General features: G+C 36.0%; 14 protein-coding genes. 5 read left to right on the top strand and 9 right to left on the bottom strand.

What is annotated here, in order from left to right; genetic code table 11:
• The first annotated feature begins 88 nt into the window (after window positions 1–88).
• The 4 genes from VK161_RS08800 (at window position 89) to VK161_RS08785 (ending at window position 8,248) form a co-directional block, all read left to right on the top strand.
• Entirely contained in the window at window positions 89–2,185 is a 2,097-nt protein-coding gene (locus VK161_RS08800) for a glycoside hydrolase family 97 protein (RefSeq protein ID WP_324214403.1), read from the top strand.
• 100 nt (window positions 2,186–2,285) lie between these two features.
• On the top strand, window positions 2,286–4,046 hold the full coding sequence (locus VK161_RS08795) for a discoidin domain-containing protein (protein ID WP_324214402.1): 1,761 nt from the start codon (window positions 2,286–2,288) through the stop codon (window positions 4,044–4,046).
• Between the two features lie 223 nt (window positions 4,047–4,269).
• The gene (locus VK161_RS08790) at window positions 4,270–5,706 is read left to right on the top strand and encodes an MFS transporter (protein ID WP_324214401.1); all 1,437 of its coding nucleotides are present in this window, start codon (window positions 4,270–4,272) and stop codon (window positions 5,704–5,706) included.
• A 145-nt stretch (window positions 5,707–5,851) separates the two neighbouring features.
• On the top strand, window positions 5,852–8,248 hold the full coding sequence (locus VK161_RS08785) for a T9SS type B sorting domain-containing protein (RefSeq protein WP_324214400.1): 2,397 nt from the start codon (window positions 5,852–5,854) through the stop codon (window positions 8,246–8,248).
• 189 nt (window positions 8,249–8,437) lie between these two features.
• On the opposite strand, the gene creD is transcribed toward VK161_RS08785, so the two are convergent.
• The 9 genes from creD to VK161_RS08740 are packed head-to-tail and all read right to left on the bottom strand — an operon-like array spanning window position 8,438 to window position 13,954.
• Window positions 8,438–9,721 carry a cell envelope integrity protein CreD gene (creD, locus tag VK161_RS08780; protein ID WP_324214399.1) on the bottom strand — a complete coding sequence of 428 codons (1,284 nt, stop codon included), beginning with the start codon at window positions 9,719–9,721 and terminating at the stop codon, window positions 8,438–8,440.
• Between the two features lie 30 nt (window positions 9,722–9,751).
• Entirely contained in the window at window positions 9,752–10,060 is a 309-nt protein-coding gene (locus VK161_RS08775; protein WP_324214398.1) for a hypothetical protein, read from the bottom strand.
• Entirely contained in the window at window positions 10,041–10,718 is a 678-nt protein-coding gene (locus VK161_RS08770) for a DUF1361 domain-containing protein (RefSeq protein WP_324214397.1), read from the bottom strand. Before VK161_RS08770 ends, VK161_RS08775 begins: the two co-directional genes overlap by 20 nt.
• A 2-nt stretch (window positions 10,719–10,720) precedes the next feature.
• A complete protein-coding gene (locus tag VK161_RS08765) occupies window positions 10,721–11,176 on the bottom strand; it encodes a Coq4 family protein (protein WP_324214396.1) in 456 nt (151 codons plus the stop codon).
• Window positions 11,176–11,964, bottom strand: coding sequence for an oxygenase MpaB family protein (locus tag VK161_RS08760; RefSeq protein WP_324214395.1), 789 nt, complete (start codon window positions 11,962–11,964; stop codon window positions 11,176–11,178). Before VK161_RS08760 ends, VK161_RS08765 begins: the two co-directional genes overlap by 1 nt.
• Window positions 11,961–12,335 carry a DUF2809 domain-containing protein gene (locus tag VK161_RS08755; protein ID WP_324214394.1) on the bottom strand — a complete coding sequence of 125 codons (375 nt, stop codon included), beginning with the start codon at window positions 12,333–12,335 and terminating at the stop codon, window positions 11,961–11,963. Before VK161_RS08755 ends, VK161_RS08760 begins: the two co-directional genes overlap by 4 nt.
• A 46-nt stretch (window positions 12,336–12,381) precedes the next feature.
• Window positions 12,382–12,678, bottom strand: coding sequence for a transcriptional regulator (locus VK161_RS08750; RefSeq protein WP_324214393.1), 297 nt, complete (start codon window positions 12,676–12,678; stop codon window positions 12,382–12,384).
• A 2-nt stretch (window positions 12,679–12,680) separates the two neighbouring features.
• Complete coding sequence (locus VK161_RS08745) at window positions 12,681–13,340, bottom strand: YiiX family permuted papain-like enzyme (RefSeq protein WP_324214392.1); 660 nt, start codon at window positions 13,338–13,340, stop codon at window positions 12,681–12,683.
• Window positions 13,341–13,345: 5 nt separating this feature from the next.
• Window positions 13,346–13,954: a hypothetical protein gene (locus VK161_RS08740; protein WP_324214391.1), complete on the bottom strand. Its 609-nt coding sequence runs from the start codon at window positions 13,952–13,954 to the stop codon at window positions 13,346–13,348.
• Between the two features lie 87 nt (window positions 13,955–14,041).
• On the opposite strand from VK161_RS08740, the gene VK161_RS08735 reads away from it, so the two are divergent.
• A complete protein-coding gene (locus VK161_RS08735) occupies window positions 14,042–15,418 on the top strand; it encodes a M28 family peptidase (RefSeq protein ID WP_324214390.1) in 1,377 nt (458 codons plus the stop codon).
• The last annotated feature ends 3 nt before the right edge of the window (window positions 15,419–15,421 follow it).

Below are 15,421 nucleotides of genomic sequence, written 5' to 3'. Positions count from 1 at the left end.
CTTCGAAGGAAACCCTTTAGTGTTTTTACTAAAGGGTTTTTTCTAAAAAACTAATTTTTAAATTTTATCTTTAGCAAAAATTATCATAATGAGAAAAAACATCACACTTTTATTCCTTCTTGTAGCCTCGCTTATCCAAGCACAAAGCGTTCAATCACCTTCCAAAAACATTAGTTTAGATTTTAAACTTAATGATAGTGGAAAGCCTTATTATTCGGTTTATTACAAAACAAAAAGAGTGCTTAATCCTAGTTTTTTAGGAATCGATTTAAAGGATACAGACGATTTAGATAAAGGGTTTACACTACTTAATCAAGAAGCAAAATCAGTTAATGAACCATGGAATCCAGTTCTTGGTGAACAATCTACCATCCAGAACAAATACAATCAGATTACTTTTTATTTGGTGCAAAAAGAAACCAAACGCAAGCTGAATATTATTTTCAAAGTGTACGATGAAGGCGTCGCTTTTCGTTACGAATTTCCGAAACAAGAGAAATTAAATTATTTCATCATTTCAGATGAAAAAACGGAGTTTAACTTAACAGGAGATCATAAAACGTTTTGGATTCCGGGTGATTATGATAGTCAAGAATACGTTTATTCTGAAACCAAACTATCTGAAGTGAATTCAAATAATTTGGACATGAATAACGGAATTGGGCTCAAAACCATTAAAGACAAATACCGAATTCAGTCGCCTTTGATGATGAAATCAGAAGACGGAATGTACCTCAATATTTTTGAAGCAGCAGTGGTAAATTATCCTGTGATGCATCTTGATTTGATTCCAACTGATTATAAACTATCGTCTCATTTAGTTCCCAATGCTATTGGTGATAAAGCCTATTTGCAAGCGCCATGTGTATCGCCTTGGAGAACCATAATGGTTAGTGATGATGCTCGCGATATTGTGGGTTCAAAAATGATTTTAAACTTAAACGAACCTTGTAAAATTGACGATACTTCGTTCATCAAACCAATGAAATACGTTGGGATTTGGTGGGAAATGCACGTTGGGAAATCTACATGGGATTACGCGGGTTCACAGAATGCACAAAATGCAGCGACTCAAGATTTAATTCCTTCAGGTAAACACGGTGCTACGACTGCCAATACTAAACGTTACATCGACTTTGCCGCAAAGCATGGTTTTGATGGTGTTTTGGTGGAAGGCTGGAACGTAGGTTGGGAAGATTGGTTTGGCAATTGGAAAGAAAATGTATTCGATTTTGTTACTCCTTATCCCGATTATGATTTGAAAGAAATCAACGATTACGCCAAATCAAAAGGGGTGAAAATGATCATGCACCATGAAACTTCGGGTTCGGTAGCGAATTATGAGCGTCATTTAGACCGCGCGTTAAATCTAATGAAAGACTACGGCTATCCTGCAGCTAAATCGGGTTATGTAGGCCGAATCATTCCACGTGGCGAATTCCATGATGGTCAAACTATGGTCAACCATTTTAATTTTGTAGCTCAGCGTTTTGCCGATTATAAAATGATGGTCAATTCACACGAAAGTTCTCGTCCAACGGGTTTTGGTCGTACGTATCCTAATTACATTGCAGCCGAAGCAGCACGCGGAAATGAATTCAATGCATGGAGTAATGGTAATCCACCAATGCACGAAACTATTCTACCTTTTACTCGTTTGCTGGGAGGACCAATGGATTATACTCCAGGAATTTTCGAAATCAAAATGAGTATTTACGATCCGACCAAAAAAGAACAGGTTCATACTACGTTAGCGAAGCAATTGGCCTTGTATGTAACCATGTATTCACCATTGCAAATGGCAGCTGATTTACCAGAAAATTACGAGAAATATCCAGATGCTTTTCAATTCATTAAAGACGTTGCAGTCGATTGGCAAGAATCAAAATATTTAGAAGCTGAACCCGGAGATTATTTGACAGTTGCTCGAAAAGACAAAAAATCGGAGAATTGGTTTTTAGGCGCAATTACCGATGAAAATGCTCGTAAAAGCAAAATTAGCCTCGATTTTTTAACACCTGGAAAAAAATACAAAGCCATTATCTACCAAGACAGCAAAACTGCCGATTGGAAAGAAAACCCAATCAGCTATGAAATCAAAACCCAAATAGTTACTAGTAAAGATTTCATTCAGCTCAATTTGGCTAAAGGTGGAGGAACAGCAATCAGTTTCCAACCACTTTAAAAAATTAAAATTAAATTCATGTTTGGTTTAAAATCATTTTACGAAACTCACAAATTATTGCTCCCTAATTTGTGAGTGAGTAAAGTGTAATAGTTTATTTATGAAATTAAAAAATCTACTACTTTCAGCTTTTTTCCTATTTGTTGTAGCGAATGGTATTGCACAACAAAAAACATACTGTAATCCAATTAATGTGGACTATGGCTATTGCCCGATACCCAACTTTGTAACACAAGGCAAGCATCGCGCAACCGCCGATCCAGTAATCGTAAATTTTAAAGGGAAATACTTTCTTTTTTCAACCAATCAATGGGGTTATTGGTGGAGTGATAATATGCTCAATTGGAATTTTGTTTACAGAAAATTTTTAAAATCAGACTCTAAAGTATACGATGAATTGTGTGCTCCGGCCGCTTTTGTAATGAAAGGCGAATTGTATTTAATTGGCTCGACGCACGGACCGAATTTTGCTTTGTATAAAACCAAAGACGGAACCAAAGACGATTGGGAAATAGCCGTAGATAACTTAAAAGTAGGCGCATGGGATCCGGGATTTTTATACGATGAAGAAAAGGATAAATTGTTTTTATATTGGGGTTCGAGTAATGAATTTCCAATCTTAGGAACTGAAATTAATACTAAAACATTACAGTCTGATGGCTATGTGAAACCCTTGATTTCACTACATCCAGAAGATCACGGCTGGGAACGCTTTGGTGAATACAATGACAATGCTTTTTTGCAGCCTTTTATGGAAGGTGCTTGGGTAACCAAATACAACAACAAATATTATTTACAATACGGTGCACCTGCGACCGAGTTTTCAGGGTATGCCGATGGTGTTTTTGTGAGTAAAGATCCTTTGGACGGTTTCGCTTACCAATCGCACAATCCGTTTTCATACAAACCAGGCGGATTTGCTCGCGGCGCAGGCCATGGTGCAACGTATCAGGATAATTTTGGAAACTGGTGGCACGTTTCAACCGTGATTTTAGGACAAAAAAACAATTTTGAACGCAGAATCGGAATCTGGCCGGCCGGTTTTGATCAAGATGATGTTCTCTATTGCAACACCGCTTATGGCGATTATCCTACGTTTTTACCTCAGAAAAATGCCAATCACATCAAAGGTTTATTTACAGGATGGATGTTGCTCAATTACAACAAACCAGTACAAGTTTCATCTACATTAGGTGGTTTTCAACCGAATTTTGCTGTCGATGAAGACCTAAAAACCTATTGGAGTGCCAGATCAGGCGGAAAAAATGAATGGTTTCAAACGGATTTGGGTGAAGTTGCTACTGTAAATGCGATACAAATTAATTATGCCGATCAAGATGTAGCGTTTATGGGAAAAACGCTCGATAAATTCCACCAGTATAAAATTCTAATGTCAAATGACGGAAAGAAATGGACCACTCTTATAGATAAATCCAATAATAAAACAGATGTTCCTCACGATTATATCGAACTCGATAAACCGGTTCAAACGCGTTATTTGAAAATTGAAAACGGTACAATTCCTTCAGGTAAATTTGCCTTAAGTGGTTTCAGAGTTTTTGGAAAAGGAGCAGGAAAAGCGCCTGAAATGGTTCAGAATTTTATGGTTTTACGTGCCGATCCCAAGAAGTTTGGTGAGCGAAGAAGTTCGTGGATTCGTTGGCAACAAAATAACGAAGCCGATGGTTATGTTATTTACTTCGGAAAATCACCTGATAAATTATACGGAAGTATTATGGTATACGGAAAAAATGATTATTTCTTTACCGGAATGGACCGCACTGACGCCTATTATTTCCAAATTGAAGCGTTCAATGCCAACGGAATTAGTAAAAGAACCGAAGTAATCAAAGTGGAATAGTGGTTGATGATTGATTTACGCAAACGTTGTATATTGGGTAAAATCACCTTAACTAAAGCTTTATGAAATCGATTTCGTTGATAACTAATTGCACATTTCAAGTTCAACAAAATGATATAAATGTATATTTATGAAAAAATTCGGACTTTATTTTTGCCACATTAGTATTTTTTAGGCTAAATAATTCAGAATTAACAATTAACCAAAAACCAATCAACTAATTATGAGTACAAAAGAAATTAAAACCAATTGGGCACAATTCATTCCGTTAGTTACCGTGTTCTTCTTCTGGGGATTTGTAGCGGCAAGTAACGATATTTTAATTCCCGTTTTCAAAAAAGCATTCGATTTAACACAAGGACAAAGTCAGCTGGTTTCTGTAGCTTTTTATGTGGCCTACACGGTTGGATCTATAATTTATATGATTATTTCTTATTTAACCAAAGGTGATTTAATCAACCGAATTGGTTACAAAAATTCCTTAGCATTAGGCCTTGTGATTTCGGCTTTAGGAACATTGTTGTTCTATCCTGCGGCTAATACTGGCTCGTTTACGTTAATGTTGTCTGGATTATTCATAGTAGCTTTAGGATTTTCATTGCAACAAACAGTTGCCAATCCGCTAGCTATTGCACTCGGACCAATTACAACAGGTTCGCAACGATTGACTATGGCGGGTGGAATTAATAACTTAGGAACTACCATTGGACCATTAATTGTAAGTTTTGCCATTTTCGGTTCCGCCACATCAAGTAATACGAACATGAGCATAGAAAGTGTAAAAGTTCCTTATTTAGTTTTAGGAGCCGCCTTTTTATTGGTAGCAGTTTTACTTAAATTTTCATCCTTGCCAGATAAGCCTGCTGCAGTTGTTGAATCAGAATTTGATACGAACAATTCTAGAAGTTCTGCTTTAAAATATCCACAATTGATTTTAGGGATGATTGGTATTTTTGTTTATGTTGGTGTTGAGGTTTCTACAGCAAGTAATTTACCAGCCTACATGGAAAAAGATTTAGGATTTTTAACCAAAGACATCGCACCTTATATTTCATTGTATTGGGCAAGTTTGATGATTGGTCGTTGGACTGGAGCTGTTGAAGCATTTACTGATAATCTGAATAAGCAGAAAATTCTTCGTTTCATCGCGCCTTATTTGGCTTTTGGAGTGTTTTTATTAGTGAATAAATTAATGAATCATGATTTGACTCCATTCTATGTATACGCTCGAATAATTTTAATATTAATTGCTGCTGATTTTGCGAGTAAAGGAAATCCGGCGCGAATGTTATTTATTTTTTCGGTGTTGGGAATTTTAGCTCTATTAATCGGAATGTCTACTACCGGAATGGTGAGCGTTTACGCCTTCACAAGTGTTGGTTTGTTCTGTAGTACGTTATGGCCATGTATTTTTACTTTGGCAATTAGCGGATTAGGAAAACATACTAGCCAAGGAAGTAGTTTCTTAATCATGATGATTATGGGAGGAGGAATCATCAGTTGGTTACAAGGTTATGTAGCCGATGTTACTTCTATTCATGCGAGTTATGTTGTGGGTGTGTTGTGTTTTGCTTATTTGGCTTTTTATGCATGGAAAGTAAGTGGAATTTTGAAAAACCAAGGTATTAACTTTGATAAAAAAGTAAGTGGCGGGCATTAATTAATGTTCAGAAATATTACAAAAACTCCGAAGGAAATCTAATTTCTTTCGGAGTTTTTTTTAAAATGTGTTTGTGTTAAAAAAGAACTATATATAAGAAAAGTTGTATGTTATTTGTAAATTAGTGCAGTTTTTAGGAATAGATATGCATAATATAAATACTAGTTTAAGAGAAGAGAGAACCAAAAAAATACTTTTTTGGAGTATATTTTTCTGGGTATTATTTATTCCAATTCATTTTTCATTCAGTCAAAACACCACCTGCTCTAACCTGAATTTTGAACAAGGAAATTTCAATGGATGGCAAGCGGAAATGGGTAATTGCTGTCCACTTGAAACCTATCCGTCACCGATAACTCCGGGAGTTCATACCATAATGACAGGAAATGGAACTGATGTTAATACTTGTGGTGCACTAACTGTTGTTGCTCCCGGAAGTACTTTTTCAGCTCGTTTGGGTAATGACGATACTGGCGGGAAAGGAGAAAAATTAAGGTATGTAATGACCATTACTGAGTCGAATGTTTTGTTTATATACAAATACGCCATCGTAATGCAAGAACCAGGACATTTGCCAGAGGAGCAACCTCGTTTTACTGTTTCAGTTATTGACAGCAACGGCGATGTGATTGACACTAATTGTGGAGTATATATGGTGGTAGCTGATATCAATATTCCCGGATTTCAAAGCTGTTTAGATGATATTCTCTTCAAAGATTGGACAACGGTCGGTTTAAACCTTTCCGATTATATCGGACAGGAAATTACGGTTGAATTTGCTACAGGCGATTGTAGTTTAGGAGGTCATTTTGGTTATGCGTATATTGATGCTTACTGCTCCAATTTGGATATAGCAACGGCTTATTGTGTTGATTCTACCACAACGCAACTTACTGCTCCAATCGGATTTGAGTATTTATGGAGTACAGGCGAAACAACCCAATCCATATTCGTTCAAAATGCTCAAAATGGCGATGCTTTTAGTTGTTTGCTGACCTCTGTTACAGGTTGTCAGGTTACCATTTCTACAGTAATTAATTTTCAGTATCCAGAAGCCGATTTTACGTTGTCTAATACCTGTTATACTAATGCAGTTTTCAATAATACAAGCTATAACAGTGCATTGAATTTTGATACTTTTTTATGGGATTTTGGAGACGGAACCACATCTACGTTGCTCAATCCAACGCATAGTTATGCAGTTCCTGGCACCTATATCGTTAGTTTTACCATAACAAACAGCTTGGGTTGTGTTAATTCGATAACAAAACCAATTACTGTTTATGAAATTCCAATGGCATTAATCTCCTACAGTTCTGATTTATTTTGTACGGATTATGTCGAAGCTCAACCCGTTTTGCTCAATGGAGTCGGTTTGTATGAAGGAGGGATTTTTTCTGCTCCAGCAGGTTTAAACATTGATAGTGCAACGGGAGATATTTTTCCGAGTTTGAGTCAGCCTGGTTTTTATACCATAACCTATTTAAATCCCAATACTTTTGGATGTAGCATGACACCTGCCACAACAACCATCAGAATAATTGAAGCAGCTACTGTTGCAATTAGTTATTCAAGTCCCGTTTTTTGTGTCAGTCAGCCCATTCAGCCAGTTCAAATTACGGGTTCAGGACCGTACCAAAATGGTTTGTTTACTGCCATTCCGGGTGGTTTATCAATAAGTTCTAATGGAACTATAGATCCAAGTCAGAGTAATATAGGTAGTTATACTGTTTTTTATACCTTGGTTTTTACCAACGGTTGCGATATAGTTCAAGCACTGACAACTGTGGAAATTCGCTCTGCTCCAGAAGTAGATATAGTGGATGGAAGAATCTGTTTGAATGAAAGCGGAGCAGTGGTTCGGCCTTATGAATTAAATACAGAATTGAATAATTCGAATTATGCATACCAATGGTTTTTAAATACTAATTCAATTTCAAATGCTACATCAGCATCCTATTCTGCTAACGAAACCGGAAATTACACAGTTGTTGTAACGGATACTCAAACCGGATGTTTTGATAGTGATACAGCTGTAGTAACTACTGTAAGTCTTGATGTGGAACTTATGGTTGCGCTCGAGAATGAGTTTAGTGATACTACTGTAATTGTTCAATTAATCGATGGTGGTGTTGGTCCGTTTTTCTATCAATTAGACAATGGAACTTTTCAAGAATCAAACCAATTTTTCAATGTTGCTCCTGGTTCTCATACAGTAACGGTGGTTGATCAAGACAATTGTATAGCAAAATCCAAAGACTTTATTGTTTTAGGATATCCTAAGTATTTTACACCCAATGGTGATGGTTTTAACGATGTGTGGAGCATTAATACGAGTGATTTGTATTCATACAAACTATTTATTTACGATCGATACGGAAAGCTGCTGTATACCATTGATGAGAAAAATAGGAGTTGGGATGGAAATCATCAGGAACGTCAATTGCCTGCAGACGATTACTGGTTTGTTATTGAGTATCAATTGAACAGTGCTAACGATGAACTAAAATCGTTCCGATCACATTTTACGCTGAAGCGATAGTCAATTGTACTAAATTATAAAACTCCGAAAGAAATCTATTTTTCTTTCGGAGTTTTTTTGGGTTACAAGTAGGCGAAAAGTTTGTTTTTTAGCCCCGATTGCAGGGAAAATGTAGCGCAGCGGAATTGCAACGAAAAGCGGGAATAGGGATTGCTGACACAGACCAAGCTATTCGCTTCAAAAACAAAACTATTTCCATTCAATTTTTCGCGAGAAATACATTACGGCTGCTAAGATGCAGAACAAGCCGATGCTTCCTACTAACAAGGCATAATCTTCGAGTTGGATTATGACGTAGATGAACGTATACAAAACCGTCAAGGCGATTCCGATGAAGAGAGGGAATTTCCTGTTCTTTAAAATAGAAATCGAATAGAGCGTGATTAAAGCCACAACCGAACTTCCAGCGATGGAATACGCCAAACTGAAGCTACTGTGCTCTGTAATCGAAATTAATAGCGTGTAGAACATCACCAAAGCTATTCCGATCATGGTGTACTGAAAGATATGAATGTTGATTTTGCTAATGGATTGAATGAGGAAGAAAATTAGGAACGTTAAGCCAATGACTAAAAAGCCGTATTTGGAAGCGCGTTCGTTTTGTTGGTATTCATCTACTGGAGTGATGAAATCGGTTTCTAATGCATACGAACTCAAGTTAGGAAAATGCTCAAAGTACTGTTGCGCAAATGGTCGATTGAAATGCAGTACTTTCCAGTCGGCTGTAAATCCGGTTGCGGTTACGTTTCGTGTAGTTGGAGCCACAAATCCGTTGAAACTGGGCGAATTCCAATCGGAGTTCATGGCCACACTTGTGGTTTTTCCTATTGGGATGATTTTAATTTCATTGCTTCCGTTGGCATTAATGTTAAGTGTAAATGAAGTTGAGCCAGTGAAAGCTTTATAATCAAACGTTTGTGATTCCAAACCAGCAATGCCATCGTTGGAATTAATCGGTTCGAATGTTAAGTTTTGGTTGCCCAACTTCATTTGCACCTCGTCTTTCAAACTCTTTAAATTTTTGGTTTGGATGATGACTTTGGCCAAGTTCCAATAGACATTCTCATCGGGAATGTTTTTCTTAGTAAAGTCGGGATTGGTATAGCTTCCGCTGAATTTCATCGCCGTAGAAAACACATTCGATTTGTAAATGCTGCGTTCAAGAGCCTTTTGCATTTTAGCGTCTACGTTTCCGGTTAAATTTTCTGGGAAAAAATAAGCATAGTACACTTTTTTACTCAAAGTGTCTTTGTACGGAATTCGGATGATTGGACCATTAATAAAAATCGCTTCTCCCCATTTGGATGTAGTTTCGACGACCATTTCTTTTTGACGCTGACTGCGTTCGAGTATCAAATCTTGCACAAAAAAGAGCGGAATAAGTAGTACGAGCGATAGTAAGCCCACCATGATCATTTTTGCGGTTGTTGATTGAAGGAAACCTTTAGTTTCTGTTTCTTCTTGATGTTCCATAATTGTTTTTATTTAGAGTTATTGATTACGTTATTTCCAGGTTTCGCCTACTATTTTTAAATACACAAAAACAATAGGAATGTTAGAGAGTAGAATTAGAATTTTGATGGTATAATACTCGCGATGGTTTTTTTGTGTGAAGTACAGAAACCATAGTTTGAGTAAAACAATCAAGTTGATGATAGTTGCTGATGCTAAATAGAAGAATCCAGCAGCAAATAATTCGCCCGTAGGATGAATCAGATGAATGATGAGTAAAAGAGTGCCAATGATGAATGAACCTACTGCCAATTGAGTAGAAAAGATTCCCGTTGCTGATTTATATTGTTCTCGTGTCATTTTTTAATGCATTTGAAATGGTATTTTTATAAAGAAGTAGAATCAAATAAATGAACACTCCGAAATGAAGTGAAAAGAGAATGGTTTCTTTTGTGAAAAGTTCACTGAAAAGAGTTGAAAATAAATCGATTGGATTAGAAATGATGTCCCAACTATTAAACCGTAGTACTCGTCCGACGTATATTCCAAAACCACTCAACAAACAAATGAGAAGTAAACTGTAATGTATTGTTTTAGCCTTGAAATTTAATTTTTCAACAACTTGCTCAATTTGAATTAAAGAGGATAAGCCCAGAAAAAAACCTGCTATTGCAAAAGAACTTATGAGTATTAAATCATAATAGAAAAGATTTCCGGAACTTTTGACAACGTGAACTAGGTCGGTTATAATGTAAAACGAATTGGGAAGAAATGTTAACCACATCAGCACAATGATTCCCATGTGCCAGTTTTTAAATTTTGTAAAATGTAATAGTGCTAAAGAGCTTATCAGATAGGGAATTACAGCTAAAGCCAAGTTCCAAATTAAAAAGAATAGATACACTGATTGCGTAACTTTGGCTCTTACTATCAATAATCCGAAGCAATACACTGAAAGCGCAAGAATGGTGTAGTTTATTCTTTTATTGAGATAAATTAGCTGAAGGATTGTTCTCATTATTATCTAATATTAAAGGTTTCTCGAAGAGTGGTAACCGGAATGGAGAGCATTTTTTGGTATTCCAAATTATGAATGATGTGCGCTTGCAATCCACGTTGATACTGTTGTAGGAAATAATCAAAGCGAGTAGGATAAAAGAGTGTTCCTGTGAGTACAACTAAAAATAAGTACAGACTTTTTTTACCATTTCCCATAAGATAATACTGCATGCCGATTTCTTCTGGAACTGAAATTCCGGTATTGGTTAAAACGTGAATGATGTCGTGGTCTTCCAATTTAGGTTGCATTTCGAAGTTGTATTTGAGTAAAAAGCAACCCAAATGAAATCCTAAGCTATCTTGTGGATACTGAATAAGATCGGGAATTCCAACTTCCCATGCTTTGTTTCTTTTGAAGAAACGCTGGTACGGTTTTTTAGTCAGTTCGTACATTTTTTCGATGATTAAGTCTTTCATTAGTAGTGCGATAATTGAGTTGGTATTTTTTCGAATTTTCCAATTTTTGATAGTTCGTCTTTATATTTTTCAGGCAGAATTAATGATTTTACCAATTGGTCTAATTGGATTGCTCTTCCTTTTTTATAAAGTTGTAGAATGAAAAGGGTCGGAAAAAAGGAGCGTTTGAAAAGTTGATTGTAGACGAATTTTGGTACTAGTAGTCGTTGAATGTGTAGTAAAATAAAATAGCGTGTACTTCCCAAATGAACTTTATATTGTTCAAAAAGATGAACGGTAAAATTTCCTTTCTGCAAATCATTTTCTAAATGACGTTTGCGATCAATGCTCCAGTCATTGAAATTATTGGGTAGGTTTTTCAATCCCATTCGTAATCCCAATCGATTGAAAACATCAAAAATTTCTTCTTTTTCATGGATTTCTAATTTTCGTTCCATTAATTCATAAGAACGAATGGAATAATCAATGAGCATATAAAGTACGTCTCGATACGCCCAATCGGGTATGGATTGTCCGCGACTTTTTTCAACATTTTGATGAATTTTGGTAATGGAATCAATAGTCGCTAAGGCGTGATCATTTTCGGCAAAAACTATTTTTTGAGCGTATTCAACAGTCGAGAATAAACGCTCTAAGGGTTGTGATGGAATTTTCCCCGTGAAATACAACCAATCAACGGCTTTATTCAGTGCAAATTCGGCTGCCGAACCTGCAAAAATTAATAGCACACAATCGGTATTTTTCCAGATGTGTCTTACAATAGATTTTTCGTCAACAAAGTACTTCATGATTTAATTTTCTTAAAGTTGTGAATGAACAGAACCGTTACTATTCCTAATGTATAAGCCAGCATATCGGTCCATGAAAAGGAAGTTCCCAATACGATTCTAAGAATGGAGTAGTCTTCCAAACGTAGTAGTTTCAAAATGTTGAGGTATTGCAATCCTTCGATTACGTAGCTTATTGCAAGAGCAAGTAGTGCGATTTTTGTTTTAGAAACGGCAAAAAAAGTAGCCAATAGATAATAGAGCAGAATAACTGCTAGATAATCACCTAATAGGGGTCGGATGAAGTCATCTTTGGCATAAATAGCAATCATGATCTCTGTGATAAACAATGCTATACTAACCAGTAAATAAGATAATTTAATTTTTTTCATTTTAAAAGTACTTTGTTTTTCAAAGTTAATAGATAAAAAAATAGCGTTAACTTTTGGATATTAATTTTTCAAGAGCGTCAATATGATCTTTGAAGGCTTTTTTTCCTTCTTTGGTGGCGATATAGCGCGTGTTCGGTTTTTTTCCGATGAATTGTTTTTCAATTTGGATGTAATTTTCGGTTTCTAAGGCTTTGGCATGCGAGGCCAGATTACCGTCAGTTACTCCCAAAAGTTCTTTAAGCATATTAAAATCGGCACTTTCATTCACCATCAATATCGACATAATCCCAAGACGAATCCTGTGATCAAAGGCTTTATTGATATTTTGAATGATGTTTTTCACGATTAATAATTGTCAAAAATAGTTATTAGTTTGTCTGAATCTACAATTTGAGATGGAGCAACTACTTCTTCATCAAGCGGAACAGCATTTCCGTAACGTTCGTTTAAAATCGTTTTTACCAATGGATGTTCAAGGTTGAATTCTTTCAGTTTTTGAAGATTACACAGTTCAATATTGGCTCCTTCTTTGTATATTTTCCATACTAATTCTGAACAGTAAATTTTATCATTTGACCATTCAAAATAAATGTCATAGTCTTTATTATTCAGTGTTTCTCCGTAGGATTTCATTTTCTGAATCACGTCGTTGTTCAATACTTTATCAGCATTTTGAAGTCGTTTTACAACGTATTTATTGCCTTCGCCGTGTTGAATCCAATCAGATAGCAGTGTCATTTTTACGGGCTGAACGGCTTCATAGACATAGGTTTTTCCGTTTTCAATGAAAATAATTCCGCAATGAGAAAACTTTGAATTAGTAGCTATTCGAACCGCTTCACATTGCTCTGATTGTGAGGTTTGAAAGATAATGTCACCGTTTTTAAAATTGCTTTGCGTTTTGGTAATTGAATCAAGAACAGATGATTGGGTTGTGCTCAAAAAAATGAAAGCACCAATGATTGCAAGGCAGAATAGTAGAAGTATTTTTCTATGTTGTGTCATTTGGATTAGTTTCTATCGTATTTGTAATGCATTACACTGCCATACACTATATGGCAAATTCCGAAACCAACTGCCCAAAAATGCAATCCATATCCTGGGAATTCGGTTGCAATCAGCCCCAAAACAATTTGAGTTATGCCCAAATAACGTACATCTCGTAAAGTATATTTACTAGCATTCACGCAAGCTAATCCGTAAAAAATTAAGGTTATTGGAGCAATGATAAGAAAGTAGCCACTTTTCAGTAGTAATAAAGTAAATATACCACCCGTTACTAATGGAATACTAAAATTGACAATGAGTCTTCTTGAAGTAGGATTCCACACTTTTTCTCCCACTTTTTTTGCTTTACGAACCGTCAAGAGATAAGCTGTCACGATGGATAGAAGCAACACAACTGCAGCAATGAGAAGTAATAATTGAAAGGTTGTACTTTCATAAGTAATGTAATACGATTGATCATTTGTAATCAAATAGTAAGCTAAAAATGCACCAATTAACGCATAAATTCCAGCTAATATCCCAGATAAACCGCTCAACGAAATAAATTGTGACGATTGTGCCATCATAGACCGAATGTCTTGGATGTCTTTCAAATAATCTTTTTCTTCCATATTAAAGTACTTTGAATTGCAAAGTAAATAAATTAATTTTGCGTAACCAAATGTTTTTTGAATTATTTTTGATGAAAATTCAATTCTATGAAGAAGTCTTTATGCATCGCTTTGTTATCCTCATTTTCACTATTTTCTCAGACATCTGATGAAGAGATTTTAAAACAATTGTACAAATCGGTGTTGACAGAAAGTCAGAGTTACTATTGGTTGGATGATTTGTCCAATACAATTGGTTCGCGCTTATCAGGTTCAGAAGGTGCCGAAAAAGCAGTTGTTTATACTAAGCAAAAAATGGAATCATTGGGTTTGGATAAAGTGTATTTGCAGGAAGTTATGGTACCAAAATGGGTGAGAGGCGAGAAAGAGATTGCTTATTTGCAAGTGGGGAAAAAGAAATTTAGTTTTCCGATTTGCGCATTAGGTATGTCAGTTCCAACTCAAAAGAATGGGTTGACTGCCCAAGTAATTGAGGTAAAATCGATAGATGAATTGAAAGCTTTGGGAGAAGAAAAAGTTCGGGGGAAAATTATTTTTTTTAATCGACCTATGAATCCGGAGCATATTGAAACCTTTCACGCTTATGGTGGATGTGTCGATCAGCGTTCGTCTGGAGCAAGAGAAGCTGGAAAACTAGGTGCAATCGGCGTGATTGTGCGTTCTATGAATTTGCGTTTGGATGATTTTCCACATACTGGTTCTACTAATTATGGAGACATTTCGGATTATCAAAAAATTCCAGCCGCTGCTATTAGTACTAATGGTGCCGAATTATTAAGTAAATTATTGAAAGAAGATCCTAATTCAAAATTGTATTTTAAACAATCGTGTCAAGTTTTTCCTGATGTTGTGTCGTATAATGTGGTGGGAGAAATTACAGGTTCAGAGCATCCCGATCGGATTATGATTGTAGGCGGGCATTTGGACTCGTGGGATTTAGGCGATGGTTCTCAAGACGACGGTGCGGGCTGTGTGCAAAGTATGGCCGTTTTAGAGTTGTTCAGAAAGATTAATTATAAGCCTAAAAATACCATTAGAGTTGTTTTGTTTATGAACGAAGAAAATGGTGTTCGTGGTGGTTTGCAATACGAGAAAGAGTCAAATAGGAAAGGAGAGAACCATATTTTCGCTCTAGAAAGTGATGCTGGCGGATTTACACCGAGAGGTTTTTCAATAGATTGTGATGATGCCAATTATGATAAGATTCTTTCGTGGAAAGCATTATTTGAACCTTATCTGATTCATATTTTTAGAAGGAGTAAAGGACACACTGGTGTTGATATTGGTCCGCTTCAATCAGAGAAAATTGTTAAAGTAGGTTTACAACCCGATTCACAACGTTATTTTGATTATCATCATGCCGCCAACGATACTTTTGATTCGGTTAATAAAAGAGAATTAGAATTAGGTGCGGCAGCTATGGCTTCACTAATGTATTTGTTTGATAAATATGGAATTAATTAAATC

Origin of the sequence: Flavobacterium sp. (assembly GCF_035299245.1) — a bacterium.
In the GTDB taxonomy this organism is placed as follows: domain Bacteria; phylum Bacteroidota; class Bacteroidia; order Flavobacteriales; family Flavobacteriaceae; genus Flavobacterium.
The sequence above is the reverse complement of the archived record's forward strand: the minus strand, read 5'-3'. Positions and strand labels throughout refer to the sequence as shown.

Excerpts from the sequence above, each read along its gene's own strand:
- VK161_RS08800 (WP_324214403.1), top strand. The coding sequence starts at position 89 with ATGAGAAAAAACATCACACTTTTATTCCTTCTTGTAGCCTCGCTTATC.
- VK161_RS08795 (WP_324214402.1), top strand. The coding sequence starts at position 2,286 with ATGAAATTAAAAAATCTACTACTTTCAGCTTTTTTCCTATTTGTTGTA.
- VK161_RS08790 (WP_324214401.1), top strand. The coding sequence starts at position 4,270 with ATGAGTACAAAAGAAATTAAAACCAATTGGGCACAATTCATTCCGTTA.
- VK161_RS08785 (WP_324214400.1), top strand. The coding sequence starts at position 5,852 with ATGCATAATATAAATACTAGTTTAAGAGAAGAGAGAACCAAAAAAATA.
- creD (WP_324214399.1), bottom strand. The coding sequence starts at position 9,721 with ATGGAACATCAAGAAGAAACAGAAACTAAAGGTTTCCTTCAATCAACA.
- VK161_RS08775 (WP_324214398.1), bottom strand. The coding sequence starts at position 10,060 with ATGACACGAGAACAATATAAATCAGCAACGGGAATCTTTTCTACTCAA.
- VK161_RS08770 (WP_324214397.1), bottom strand. The coding sequence starts at position 10,718 with ATGAGAACAATCCTTCAGCTAATTTATCTCAATAAAAGAATAAACTAC.
- VK161_RS08765 (WP_324214396.1), bottom strand. The coding sequence starts at position 11,176 with ATGAAAGACTTAATCATCGAAAAAATGTACGAACTGACTAAAAAACCG.
- VK161_RS08760 (WP_324214395.1), bottom strand. The coding sequence starts at position 11,964 with ATGAAGTACTTTGTTGACGAAAAATCTATTGTAAGACACATCTGGAAA.
- VK161_RS08755 (WP_324214394.1), bottom strand. The coding sequence starts at position 12,335 with ATGAAAAAAATTAAATTATCTTATTTACTGGTTAGTATAGCATTGTTT.
- VK161_RS08745 (WP_324214392.1), bottom strand. The coding sequence starts at position 13,340 with ATGACACAACATAGAAAAATACTTCTACTATTCTGCCTTGCAATCATT.
- VK161_RS08740 (WP_324214391.1), bottom strand. The coding sequence starts at position 13,954 with ATGGAAGAAAAAGATTATTTGAAAGACATCCAAGACATTCGGTCTATG.
- VK161_RS08735 (WP_324214390.1), top strand. The coding sequence starts at position 14,042 with ATGAAGAAGTCTTTATGCATCGCTTTGTTATCCTCATTTTCACTATTT.